Source organism: Mesorhizobium australafricanum, assembly GCF_033977265.1.
Classification (GTDB): Bacteria; Pseudomonadota; Alphaproteobacteria; order Rhizobiales; family Rhizobiaceae; genus Mesorhizobium; species Mesorhizobium australafricanum.
The window spans coordinates 394,430-406,868 of sequence record NZ_JAVIIT010000001.1 but is presented as its reverse complement, the minus strand read 5'-3'; the positions used below and the strand labels follow the sequence as shown (position 1 = coordinate 406,868).

The 12,439-nt window shown below is 64.5% G+C and carries 12 protein-coding genes and 1 riboswitch; of the genes, 10 read left to right on the top strand and 2 right to left on the bottom strand.

Annotated elements, in window-relative coordinates:
• Positions 1-33: 33 nt before the first annotated feature.
• From RFM98_RS02005 to RFM98_RS01975, 7 genes are all read left to right on the top strand, one after another.
• Positions 34-1,161: an S-(hydroxymethyl)glutathione dehydrogenase/class III alcohol dehydrogenase gene (locus RFM98_RS02005; RefSeq protein ID WP_320307267.1), complete on the top strand. Its 1,128-nt coding sequence runs from the start codon at positions 34-36 to the stop codon at positions 1,159-1,161.
• Positions 1,162-1,244: 83 nt separating this feature from the next.
• Positions 1,245-1,814, top strand: a complete 570-nt coding sequence (gene gfa, locus RFM98_RS02000) for an S-(hydroxymethyl)glutathione synthase (protein WP_320307266.1) — start codon at positions 1,245-1,247, stop codon at positions 1,812-1,814.
• 63 nt (positions 1,815-1,877) lie between these two features.
• Positions 1,878-2,345, top strand: coding sequence for a YaiI/YqxD family protein (locus RFM98_RS01995; protein ID WP_320307265.1), 468 nt, complete (start codon positions 1,878-1,880; stop codon positions 2,343-2,345).
• Positions 2,346-2,372: 27 nt separating this feature from the next.
• Positions 2,373-3,050, top strand: coding sequence for a DUF1345 domain-containing protein (locus RFM98_RS01990; RefSeq protein WP_320307264.1), 678 nt, complete (start codon positions 2,373-2,375; stop codon positions 3,048-3,050).
• A 98-nt stretch (positions 3,051-3,148) separates the two neighbouring features.
• A complete protein-coding gene (locus RFM98_RS01985) occupies positions 3,149-4,021 on the top strand; it encodes a cytochrome b/b6 domain-containing protein (protein WP_320307263.1) in 873 nt (290 codons plus the stop codon).
• A gap of 1 nt (position 4,022) precedes the next feature.
• Positions 4,023-4,814 (top strand): molybdopterin-binding protein, encoded by a 792-nt coding sequence (locus tag RFM98_RS01980; RefSeq protein WP_320214599.1) that lies wholly within the window; start codon positions 4,023-4,025, stop codon positions 4,812-4,814.
• A complete protein-coding gene (locus RFM98_RS01975; protein ID WP_320307262.1) occupies positions 4,814-5,239 on the top strand; it encodes a GNAT family N-acetyltransferase in 426 nt (141 codons plus the stop codon). Before RFM98_RS01980 ends, RFM98_RS01975 begins: the two co-directional genes overlap by 1 nt.
• Here the strand turns inward: RFM98_RS01975 and RFM98_RS01970 are convergent.
• The gene (locus RFM98_RS01970) at positions 5,236-6,234 is read right to left on the bottom strand and encodes a hypothetical protein (protein ID WP_320307261.1); all 999 of its coding nucleotides are present in this window, start codon (positions 6,232-6,234) and stop codon (positions 5,236-5,238) included. The genes RFM98_RS01975 and RFM98_RS01970 overlap by 4 nt on opposite strands.
• A 407-nt stretch (positions 6,235-6,641) precedes the next feature.
• A riboswitch (glycine riboswitch) is annotated at positions 6,642-6,728 on the top strand.
• Between the two features lie 149 nt (positions 6,729-6,877).
• Between RFM98_RS01970 and gcvT the strand changes: the two genes are divergently transcribed.
• The 3 genes from gcvT to gcvP are packed head-to-tail and all read left to right on the top strand — an operon-like array spanning position 6,878 to position 11,179.
• On the top strand, positions 6,878-7,978 hold the full coding sequence (gcvT, locus tag RFM98_RS01965; RefSeq protein WP_320307260.1) for a glycine cleavage system aminomethyltransferase GcvT: 1,101 nt from the start codon (positions 6,878-6,880) through the stop codon (positions 7,976-7,978).
• Positions 7,979-7,986: 8 nt separating this feature from the next.
• Entirely contained in the window at positions 7,987-8,355 is a 369-nt protein-coding gene (gene gcvH, locus RFM98_RS01960; protein ID WP_320214603.1) for a glycine cleavage system protein GcvH, read from the top strand.
• A 16-nt stretch (positions 8,356-8,371) separates the two neighbouring features.
• Positions 8,372-11,179, top strand: coding sequence for an aminomethyl-transferring glycine dehydrogenase (gene gcvP / locus RFM98_RS01955; RefSeq protein WP_320307259.1), 2,808 nt, complete (start codon positions 8,372-8,374; stop codon positions 11,177-11,179).
• 15 nt (positions 11,180-11,194) lie between these two features.
• On the opposite strand, the gene RFM98_RS01950 is transcribed toward gcvP, so the two are convergent.
• Positions 11,195-12,367: a GGDEF domain-containing protein gene (locus RFM98_RS01950; RefSeq protein ID WP_320307258.1), complete on the bottom strand. Its 1,173-nt coding sequence runs from the start codon at positions 12,365-12,367 to the stop codon at positions 11,195-11,197.
• Positions 12,368-12,439: the final 72 nt, after the last annotated feature.

The window sequence follows — 12,439 nt, the reverse complement described above, 5'->3', positions numbered from 1 at the left end:
AAAACTCACAGATCGATTGGGAGGAAGAGCCTCATGAAAACGCGCGCCGCCGTTGCTGTCACCGCCGGAAAGCCGCTGGAGATCATGGAGGTGGACCTCGAAGGGCCGCGCGACGGCGAGGTGCTGGTCGAGGTCAAGGCGACCGGCATCTGCCACACCGACGAGTTCACGCTCTCGGGCGCCGATCCGGAAGGCCTGTTTCCGGCGATCCTCGGCCACGAAGGCGCCGGCATCGTGGTCGATGTCGGCAAGGGCGTGACCTCGGTCAAGAAGGGCGACCATGTCATCCCGCTCTATACGCCCGAATGCCGGCAGTGCCCGTCGTGTCTGTCGCGCAAGACCAATCTGTGTACCGCCATCCGCGCCACGCAAGGCCAAGGCCTGATGCCGGACGGCTCGTCGCGCTTCTCGATCGGCAAGGACAAGCTGTTCCATTACATGGGCTGCTCGACCTTCTCCAACTTCACCGTGCTGCCGGAGATCGCGCTGGCCAAGGTCAATCCCGACGCTCCCTTCGACAAGATCTGCTACATCGGCTGCGGCGTCACCACCGGCATCGGTGCTGTCATCAATACGGCCAAGGTCGAGCAGGGCGCGACGGCTGCCGTCTTCGGCCTCGGCGGCATCGGCCTCAACGTCATCCAGGGCCTTCGCCTTGCCGGCGCCGACATGATCATCGGCGTCGATCTGAACAACGACAAGAAGGCCTGGGGCGAGAAGTTCGGCATGACGCATTTCGTCAATCCGAAGGAGATCGACGGCGATATCGTGCCTTACCTGGTCAACCTGACCAAGCGCGGCGCCGACCAGATCGGCGGCGCCGACTACACGTTCGACTGCACCGGCAACACCAAGGTGATGCGCCAGGCGCTGGAGGCCTCGCATCGCGGCTGGGGCAAGTCAGTCGTCATCGGCGTTGCCGGCGCCGGCCAGGAGATCTCGACGCGCCCCTTCCAGCTGGTCACCGGCCGCACCTGGATGGGCACCGCCTTCGGCGGCGCGCGCGGCCGCACCGACGTGCCGAGGATCGTCGACTGGTACATGGAGGGCAAGATCCAGATCGATCCGATGATCACGCATACGCTGAAGCTGGAGGACATCAACAAGGGCTTCGACCTCATGCATGAGGGCAAGTCGATCCGCAGCGTGGTGGTTTACTGAAGCAAAACCATTGGTAGAGGAACCCACCGGGCCGCAGGCCGGAGCGCCCGCGACCTCTGTGGTCAAACAGGGAGGAAGTAGGAATGGCGGAAAAACTGCATCACTCGATCGACAACGGCCTGCCGAAGGAGAGCGCAAGCTTTTCCGGCGGCACGCTGGTCTGTCTCTGCACCAGCAATCCGGTGAAGGTGAAGGTCAAGGGCCAGATCGCGCACAACCACGCCTGCGGCTGCACCAAGTGCTGGAAGCCGGAAGGCGCCATCTTCTCGGTGGTGGCCGTTGCCGGCACGGGCGACGTCACGGTCACGGAGAACGGCGACAAGCTGAAAGTGGTCGACCCGGCAGCGCTCATCCAGCGCCATGCCTGCACCGGCTGCGGCGTCCACATGCATGGCCCAGTCGAGCGCGACCATCCGTTCAAGGGCCTGTCCTTCATCCATCCCGAGCGCTTCGAGGAGGAAGGCTGGTCGCCTCCGGGCTTCACCGCCTTCGTCTCCTCGATCATCGAATCCGGGGTCGACCCAAGCCGCATGGACGGCATTCGCGCTCAGCTGAAGTCGATCGGGCTCGAGCCCTATGACTGCCTCAACCCCGGCCTGATGGACTACATGGCCACCTGGACCGCCAAGAGGTCCGGCGCGCTTCCGGCCTGACAAATTCTGATGTTTCTGCCATGGGGCCGGCCAACGCCGGCCCCATGCTCATTTGGAGAGACGATGCCTGCCCCTATCATCTACGTCGATGCGGACGCCTGCCCGGTCAAGGCCGAGGTCGAGAAGGTCGCCGAACGCCACGGGGTCGTCGTCACCTACGTCTCCAATGGCGGCCTGCGGCCGTCACGCGATCCGATGATCCGCAACGTCGTCGTCTCCAAGGGCGCGGATGCCGCGGACGACTGGATCGTCGACAACGCCAGGGCCAACGACATCGTGGTGACGGCCGATATCCCGCTGGCCGCGCGCACAGTGGCTCTCGGCGCGCATGTTCTGGGGCCTACCGGCCGCCCGTTCACGCCGGAGACCATCGGCATGGCGATGGCGATGCGCGATTTGAAGCAGCATCTGCGCGAGAGCGGCGAAAGCCGAGGCTTCAATGCCTCCTTCACGCCGAAGGACAGGTCGCAGTTCCTCGGCGAGCTCGACCGCATCTTGCGGCGTGCCTTGAAATCCGTCACACCGGACTGATCCGAACGCCTTTCAGGAGGCCGGGCCATGGGCGACGATACATCCCTCAAGACGCCGATGCATCGGCACATGCAGTTCGCCCTGGCCGCGGCCATCGGCATCGTCGCGCTGCTCGCTGCCTTGTTGCTGCGCGCGCCGCTCCCCTACTCCATCGGCGCCAATGTATTTTTTGTGAGCTATATCGCGCTGGTGCTGGCCCTGATGCCGAGCCTTACCGGCCGCTATCTCAGCAAGAACGCACGCGCGACCGACCTGCCGGTATTGCTGATTTTTGCCGTGACGCTCTTTGTCGTCGGTGCGGCCATCGTCTCGCTGTTCCTGCTCATCAACCGAAAGGATGCAGCGCATCCCCTGCAACTCCCCTTCGCCATGCTCTCGATCCCGCTCGGCTGGTTCACCATCCATGCCATGGCGTCGCTGCACTACGCGCATGTCTATTGGAAGGATGGCGACGAGATCGACGACAAGACCCTCAGGAGGATGCCGGTCGGCGGCCTCGATTTTCCCGGCGGCAAGCGGCCGGAAGGCTGGGATTTCCTTTATTTCGCGACGGTGATCGGCATGACGGCTCAGACCGCCGACACGGCCATCACCACCTCGCAGATGCGCCTTGTCGTGCTCGTCCATTCGATCCTGACCTTTTTCTTCAACACCGTGATCGTTGCCGCGGCGGTCAATCTCGCGGTCAGCCTGGGCGCTCCGTAATAAATCCGTGATCGCATGAAACATTACCTTGCGTGGCGGCGTATTGAGAGGGAGACAATGATCTGAGAAGCCGCTTGCGTGAGGCGGCCGGAGGCAAGATGGACACTGTTGCCAACAACCAGTCCGCCCCCAAGCTGGACGGCAAGGACACGACCCTCATCTATCGGCAATCGCGCTGGACGCGGCTGACCCACTGGATCTGGGCCTTCTCGCTCTTCTTCATGCTGCTTTCCGGCCTGCAGATCTTCAACGCGCGCCCGCAGCTCTATATCGGCAAGCAGTCCGGCTTCGAGTTCAACAACACCATCCTCCAGATCGGCGCCGAGAACACCGCGAACGGACCGCGCGGTTTCACCGCAATCTTCGGCCATCGCTTCGACACCACGGGCGTGCTCGGCTGGTCGGGTCCGCCGGGACAGGAGACGCAGCGCGCTTTTCCGGCCTGGGCGACAATTCCCTCCTATTACGATCTAGGCACTGCGCGCGTCGTGCATTTCTTTTTCGCCTGGGTGCTCAGCGCAACACTGCTGATTTGGCTGATATCCGGCCTCATCAACGGCCATATCCGCCGTGACCTCGCCCCTCGCCTCTCCGATCTGCGCAAGCTGCCGCACGATATCGTCGATCATGCGAAGCTGAAGTTCCATCATACGCGCGAATACAACACGCTGCAGAAGATGGCTTATGGCGGCGTGCTCTTCGTGCTTCTGCCACTGATGATCGTCACCGGCCTGGCCATGTCGCCGAGCATGAATTCCGTGCTGCCCTGGCTCAACGAAATCCTCGGCGGCCGGCAGACGGCGCGCACCATCCACTTCACGGTGATGGTCCTGCTCGTCCTCTTCTTCCTCATCCACATATTGATGATCCTCGCCGCCGGCCCGATCAACGAACTGCGTTCGATCATCACCGGCTGGTACCGCACCGACCCTCCTGCAAAGCACGACCAGCCAACCGAGAGGAGCGTCTGACATGGCAAAATTCCAGATCAGTCGCCGCAAATTCTTGACCGCCAGCAGCCTCGGCCTGTCCGGCATCGCGCTGTCGGGTTGCGATGCCTTCGACAGCGGCCTCGGCATCGGCGGCGGCTTGCGCAGCTTCCTCGAAAACGCCAACGGCCTGACCTGGCGCGCGCAGCGCCTGCTCGCCGGTCGCGACGCGCTGGCGCCGGAATTCACCGAGGCCGACATCCGCCAGCCGCAGCGGCCGAACGGCGTCACAGCACCCGACGACGACACTTACAAGGGTCTGCTCGCCAATAATTTCGCCGACTGGCGCCTGGAGGTTTCAGGCCTTGTCGAAAAGCCGCTGTCGCTGACCCGCGAAGAGCTCCAGAACATGCCGAGCCGCACCCAGATCACGCGTCACGACTGCGTCGAAGGCTGGAGCTGCATCGCCAAATGGACCGGCACGCCGCTGTCGCTGGTGCTCGACCAGGCGGTGGTGAAGCCGCAGGCCCGCTACGTCATGTTCCATTGCCTCGACACGATCGAGCAAAGCCTGTCCGGCGATATCAAATATTACGGCACCATCGACCTGATCGACGCCCGCCATCCGCAGACGATCCTGGCCTATGGCCTCAACGGCAAGCCGCTGCCGGTCGAGAACGGCGCGCCGCTGCGCGTGCGCGTCGAGCGCCAGCTCGGCTACAAGATGCCCAAATATATCTACAAGATCGAGCTGGTCGACAGCTTTGCCAATGTCGGCGGCGGCCGCGGCGGCTATTGGGAAGACAATGGCTACGACTGGTATGGCGGGATTTGATGAGCCCTCGCCTGAAGGCCGAGCACGATCTGGCGGCAGGCGAACTCGACGCCATCGAGGAGCGTCTCAACAGAGACAACCGTGGGCTGACCGGTCGTGACGACGACCGTTCCCTCGTCTTTGCCCTGCGGGACGCAGCCGATCATGCTATTGGCATTGCTGCCGGCTACTCGTGGGCCGGCATCGCCGAGCTCGAGCTGATGTGGGTCGACAGGGCCCATCGAGGCCTTGGCCACGGCAGAAAGCTGCTCGATGCCTTTGTCGCGGAGGCAGCCGCGCGGGGTGTCCGGCGCATCTGGGTTTCAACGCACAATTTCCAAGCGCCGGGCCTCTACGAGAAGGCGGGCTTCGAGCGTATGGCCGAACTCGCTGGATGGCCGGAAGGCCATTCCAATGTCATTTTTTGCAGGACGTTAGCCGCCTAAGCAACCTTATCCAGCAGCGGCTTGAGCGCCGGATGAATTTCCGGCGAAGCGTGCTTGATCAGCGTCAGCAGCGCACGTTCGTTGTCGCGCAGCGGCCGCTGGCCGCCACCGACGTGCTCGGCCAGCCATTTTGCCTCGTCGGCGTCGATCGTCTCGGCGCGACGGGCGAGCGCCTCGGTGGCCCGATTCCTGGCTTCCCATTCGGCCTCGATGTCGCCGGGCGAATGATAGGCTTCGAGGATCGCACCGAACCCGCCCGAGACCATGCGGTTGAAGAAACCGCCGAGCGTCGGCGCCGCTTCATCGAGGAAATTTTCGTGGCGCAGCGCCGCCTCGCGCGTCGGCGGCTCGTAGCCGGCCGAGCACATGACATGGTTGGCGATCGCCTTGACGAAGAGGTCGTTCCAGGACGGATCGTTGTCGGCGGCCGCTGTCCGGTCGTTGATCCTGAACAGGACCTCTGCCTCGGCCTTGCTGATGGCGATGTTACCGTCGCCGCCAAAGGCATAGAGGATGCGGCGCAAGAGATCGACCTCGGCCTTGGCGATATGGCCGGGAACCAGGCTGCCGCCATGCATGAGCGGCCCCTTGCCGTCGAGCACCGCATGCGCGACCTGCTCCAGCGCATAGGCCGAAAGCTGTGCCGGCGAGGATTTCGCTTCCTCCAGCACATGCACGACCAGCTCGAGCTCGGTGCGGCTGTCGACCATGCCGTCGCGCGAGATCGTGCGCACCAGCCAGGCAGCGTTCTCTTCAGAAATATAGCCCTCCGGCTTTTCCTGGCGGACGATGTAGTCGGTCACCGCCTCGACGAAGAACGGTGCCCATTCGCCACATTTGTCGCGCGCCGTCTGGTCGAGCGCGAACAGCGCCTCCGCCTCGCCGCGACTCACCACACCGTCCGCGAAAACGTCGCGCCGCAGCATCGTCACGTCCTCGGCCGTGATCTTGTTCTTCGAGGTCAGCCCCGCGACGCTCATGATCAATTCGCCCATTTGCCGTCCCTGCCCGTCGCCCGTCACCGGGGAACTTTATGCGTCGTTTGGACAGGCATATCAGAAGTATCTTGAGAAACCGGCAAATGGCGTGGTTAGCGAAGACTTGCCGGCGCGGCGCGCTTTTAGGTGTGTCGAGATTAAAGGTCGGGCCGAGTCGGAGTCGAAGACGGGCGCCCAGCGACCAAACTGGCTGGTTTCCGAGAACCGGCCTAGGCCGGCCGTAGCCTTCATAGACGGAGACACCTTGTGAGGGCTTCGGCCGGCGAAGGCCGCAAGCCCAGGAAGCCGTCATTTGCAGACCGGCATCACCTGAATATCGACGCACCTTTAGATGTCGCAGGGAGGTGACAAGGTGTCGCCGACGGGCTATGGATGGCGCGTCGAGGGCTCAGGCGACTGAGTCCTACCTGTTTGCGGGAGAGAGCAGCGCAAGCTGTCGCCGAAGGGGAAATCGCCCGAAATCTCTCAGGCAAAAGAACCGTAGACGGGAAAGACAACTCTGGAAAGTCGGGAATCTTCCCGCGCCGAAGGTGTAAGCGCTGCCGACAGAGTTACGGGGCGCGAGTCTCTCAGGCTTCAGACAGAGGGGCACCGAATAGGCCGCCAATGGCGGTCGATCGCGTGCGACTCTGGAGAAGACATGACAGGCGAAGACATCAGGCACCTACCCCTCGAGGATTTGCATCAGGCCGCTGGCGCGCGTTTCGGTGCCTTCGCCGGCTGGTCGATGCCGCTCACCTACCCACCCGGCGTGATGAAGGAGCACCTGCACGCGCGCGAGCATGCCGGCCTGTTCGACATCTCGCATATGAAGCTGTTCGCGGTCAGCGGTCCGGGCGCCGCGGCACTGCTGAACCGCGCCTGCCCGCTTGACGCCGGCGCGCTGGAAATCTCGCAGTCCAAATATACCTTCTTCCTCAACGAGGCGGCCGGCATCATCGACGACCTGATCGTCACGCGCCTCGGCGACGACCGGTTCATGGTGGTGGCCAACGCCGGCAACGCCGTAGAGGACGAAAAGCATCTTCACGCGCTGGCCGCGGATTTCGACGCCAGCGTGGAACCGCTCGACCGGGTTTTCCTGGCCATCCAGGGTCCGGAGGCATGGGCCGCTCTGTCCCGCGCGGGCATCGAGACCGGCTCGCTGCTCTTCATGCACGGCATCGAACCGCGCCAGAACTGGTTCATGAGCCGCTCCGGCTACACTGGCGAGGACGGCTTCGAGATCGGCCTGCCGGATGCGGAGGCCCGCGATCTCGTCGCCAAGCTCCTGGAAGACGAGCGCGTGCAGTGGATCGGCCTTGCCGCCCGCGACAGCCTGCGCCTCGAGGCCGGGCTCTGCCTGCATGGCCAGGACCTGACGCCGGAGATCGATCCGGCAAGCGCCGGACTGATGTGGGCAATCTCCAGGGAAGTCCGCGCCGTCGGCCATTTCATCGGCGCCGACGCGCTGCGCTCGATCCTCGAGCGCGGGCCGCCGCAGAAGCGCGTTGGCCTGAAGCCCGACGGGCGCCAGCCGGTGCGTGCCGGCGCGGCGCTCATCGATGCCGAAGGCAATCCGGCCGGCCACGTCACCTCCGGCGGCTTCGGCCCTTCGACCGGGCATCCCGTCGCCATGGGCTACGTCAATGCAGCGCTGGCCAAGCCCGGCACGAAACTGTTCGCCGACGTCCGCGGCACGAAAATCCCGATCGACGTCACGTCCCTGCCCTTCACCCCACATCGCTACCGCAAAGGATGATTTTCCAGATGGCAAAGACCTATTTCACGCAAGATCATGAATGGCTCCGCGTCGAGGGTGGCGTCGCCACTGTCGGCATCACGGACTATGCGCAGGAACAACTCGGCGATCTCGTTTTCGTCGAGCTGCCGGAAATCGGCCGCAAGCTCGCCAAGGGCGACACCGCCGTCGTCGTCGAATCCGTCAAGGCGGCATCGGACGTCTACGCGCCGGTCGACGGCGAGATCACCGAGGCCAACGCCACACTGTCCGCCGACCCCTCGCTGGTCAATTCGGCGGCGACCGGCGACGGCTGGCTCTGGAAGATGAAACTGGCCAACGAAAGCCAACTCGACAGCCTCATGGATGAGGCCGCCTACAAAGCCCATATCGGCTGATATCAGGATTTCGGAAATGACCGCAGCACCTATTCCCTTCTCCGCCCGCCATATCGGCCCCGGCGTCAGTGACGTCAGGGCAATGCTCGCCACCATTGGCGTTCCATCCGTCGAGACGCTGATCAGCCAGGCTGTGCCGCGGTCGATCCGCCTCGACCAGCCGCTCGACCTGCCCGCTCGGGCGAGCGAAGCGGAAGCGCTGGCCGAATTGTCGGCGATCATGGCGAAGAACACGGTGCTGAAGAGCTTCATCGGCGCCGGCTATCATGGCGTCTTCGTGCCGCCGGTCATCCAGCGCAACCTGTTCGAGAATCCGGCCTGGTACACAGCCTACACGCCCTACCAGGCCGAGATCAGCCAGGGCCGGCTGGAAATGCTGTTCAACTTCCAGACTTTGGTCACCGAGCTGACCGGCCTGCCGGTGGCTTCAGCCTCGCTGCTCGATGAAGCCACCGCCGTCGCCGAAGCTGTCGGCATTGCACTGCGCCATCACCGCGACAAGCGCACCAAGGTCGCGCTTGCCGGCACGCCGCATCCGCAGACGCTGGATGTCGTGCGCACCCGCGCCGAACCGCTCGGCATCGAGGTCGACGGCGAGACGATCGACGACAACACAGCCGCCTTGCTCGTCTCCTGGCCGGACACCTTCGGCATCTATGGCGACCACAAGGCGGCGATCGAAAAGGCCCGCGCCGCCGGCGCGCTGGTCGTGTTCATCGCCGACCCGCTGGCGCTCACCCTGACCGACGCTCCGGCAGCACTTGGCGCCGACATCGCCGTCGGCCCGATGCAGCGCTTCGGCGTGCCGATGGGCTTCGGCGGTCCGCACGCCGCCTATTGCGCCGTCTCCGACAAGCTGACCCGTCTGATGCCCGGCCGCCTCGTCGGCCAGTCCACGGACACCAAGGGCCGCCCCGGCTTCAGGCTGGCGCTACAGACGCGCGAGCAGCATATCCGCCGCGACAAGGCCACCTCCAACATCTGCACGGCGCAGGCGCTGCTGGCCAACATGGCGACGGCCTATGCGATCTGGCACGGCCCCGCCGGCCTGCAGGCGATTGCCGGCCATGTCCACGGGCTGGCCGACCGCCTCGCTTCAGGTCTCAAAGCAGCAGGCGTTTCCGTGCTCGGCGCGAGCCGCTTCGATACGGTGACGGCCGAGGTGAAGGGCAAGGCCGCTTTGATCGCGCAAGCCGCCGAAAAGACCGGCCGGCTGCTGCGCGTCATCGATGCGGACCATGTCGGCATCGCCTTCGACGAGACCTCGACGGAAGCCGATCTCGAGGCGATCGCCGGCCTCTTCGGTGCCAAGCCGGGCGCGGAACGCGGTTCGATGCCCGGCAAGCCGCGCGGCAAGGAGTTCCTGACGCAGCCGGTCTTCCACGAGAACCACTCCGAGACCGAGATGATGCGCTTCCTGCGCCGTCTGGCCGACAAGGACCTCGCGCTCGACCGCACCATGATCCCGCTCGGATCCTGCACGATGAAGCTCAATGCCGCCGCCGAAATGATGCCGGTGAGCTGGCCGAGCGTCGCCAATCTGCACCCCTTCGCGCCGGCCGGTCATTCGCAGGGCTATCGCGCGATGGTCGGCGACCTGGAGGCCTGGCTGTCGGAGATCACCGGTTTCGACGCCGTCAGCCTGCAGCCCAATGCCGGCAGCCAGGGCGAATATGCCGGCCTGCTCGCCATCCGCGCCTATCACCGCGCGCGCGGTGAAGGCCACCGCACCGTCTGCCTGATCCCGTCTTCCGCGCATGGCACCAATCCGGCGAGCGCTGCGATGGCCGGCATGAGCGTCGTCGTCGTGCGTTGCCTGGACGACGGCAATATCGATATCGACGATCTACGCGCCAAGGCCAACGAGCATTCCAAGGATCTCGCGGCGTTGATGTTCACCTACCCCTCGACGCATGGCGTCTATGAGGAAGGCGCGCGCCATCTCTGCGCGCTGATCCACGAGCATGGCGGCCAGGTCTATTTCGACGGCGCCAATCTCAATGCCCTGGTCGGCCTCGCCCGCCCCGGCGACATCGGCGCCGATGTCTGCCACATGAATCTGCACAAGACCTTCTGCATCCCGCATGGCGGCGGCGGCCCGGGCGTCGGCCCGATCGGCGTCAGGGCGCATCTGAAACCTTACCTGCCCGGTCATGTCACCGAGGGCTCGGCGCATGCCGTGGCGGCCGCGCCGTTCGGCAGCGCCTCCATCCTGCCGATCACCTGGATGTATATCCGCATGATGGGCGGCTCGGGCCTGAAGCAGGCGACCGAGACGGCAATCGTTTCGGCCAACTATGTGGCGACGCGGCTCGCGCCGCATTTCCCGCTCCTCTACAAGGGCAGGAGCGACCGCATCGCGCATGAGTGCATCCTCGACACCCGCGTGCTCAAGGAAAGCGCCGGCATCAGCGTCGACGACATCGCCAAGCGCCTGATCGACTACGGTTTTCATGCGCCGACCATGTCGTTTCCGGTTGCCGGCACGCTGATGGTCGAGCCGACCGAGTCCGAGCCCAAGCGCGAGCTCGACCGCTTCTGCGAGGCGATGATCGCCATCGCCGGCGAGGCGGCGAAAGTGGCCAAGGGCGAGTGGCCGTCCAACGACAATCCGCTGGTCAATGCCCCGCACACCGCGGCGGAGGCGCTGGCAGGCACATGGACCCATCCCTATTCGCGGCTGGAGGCGGCCTATCCGGCTGGCGATACGGATCTTTCGGCAAAATACTGGCCGCCGGTGTCGCGCATCGACAATGTCGCCGGCGACCGCAACCTCGTCTGCTCGTGCCCGCCGCTGTCGGAATATCTCGGCGCCGCGGAGTAGCCGAGCGAAGCGGATTCAGGCAGTACGCAAGGCTGGCCCGGTATCGGGCTGGCCATTCTTTTCCTGGGCGACGACGCGATTCCTGCCGCCGCGCTTGGCGGCGTACAGCGCGGCATCGGCCTCAGCCAGCACCTCGTCCAGGGTCCGGCCGTCGGCGCCGCCAAATCCCATGCCGCCACTGACGCTGCTGCGCAGCGGGCCGCGATGGGTCGGAACGATCTCTGTGCCGAAAGCGACGCCGATCCGGCTCGCCATGTCATGCGCCTTTTCCGGCGTCACGCGCGACATGACGAGCGCGAATTCCTCGCCGCCCAGCCGGAAGGCGTCGACACCCGCCCTGCCGTACTTGTTGATCACCGCCGCGAAACGGCAAAGAACCTGATCGCCGACGGGATGGCCGAAGACGTCGTTGGTCGTCTTGAAATGATCGAGGTCGAACATCGCGATCGCCATGAACGGACCGAAGCTGCGATCGCCATAGAGCTCGTTGAGCGCCCTGCGGTTCATCAGGCCGGTGAGCGGATCGGTCATCGTCTCGGCCTTGAGCTCGATCTGCGCCTGCAGATGGTGCAGCGAGAGCGTCAGCGCGCCGAGGCCGGTCATGCAGGCGACCGCGATGACGGTGTTCGACCGCTCCGCCCAGTTGTCGGGCGCGGCGCCAAGCACCCATTGCCCCTGGACGAGCAGCACCAGGCCACACAGCGCGAAGGATATGCCGCAGGCTCCGCTGAGGAAGGAGACAACCAGCAGGATGCGGCGGTCATGATCGCCTTTCATCCAGAACATCGTTCCGATCGCCGCAAGCAGCGCCGTCACGGCCGCGTAAGTGATCTGGAAGCCGATGCCATCGAAACCGAGATAAGTGACGATCGCGCAGGCGGCCATCGCAGCCAGCGTCGGTACGGCGGCACGGCGGTAGTCGCGAAAACCGAGATACTGCATAGCCGACAGGCAGATGACCAGAAAACCGAGGCTGAGCAGCGCAAGCACGATCTGACAGAGCCAGGGGGCGGCGTCCTTCGTGTAACGCCAGAACAGGACGACATGCACAACGAGCACGAGCATGCCGCAGGCAACCGTCAGGACGAAACGCGCCCGCGGCGCGGTGAACCAGATCGCAAACAGAGTGACGCTTAGGCATGCGCCAGACAATGCCGCCGCAAGCAGAAGCGAACTGAAATCCAACATCGGTGAAGCACCTGCCCTCGGGAAGTCGCCGCTCACCTGATTGTAGATCGTCTCAGCTCGTCGAAAACCGTT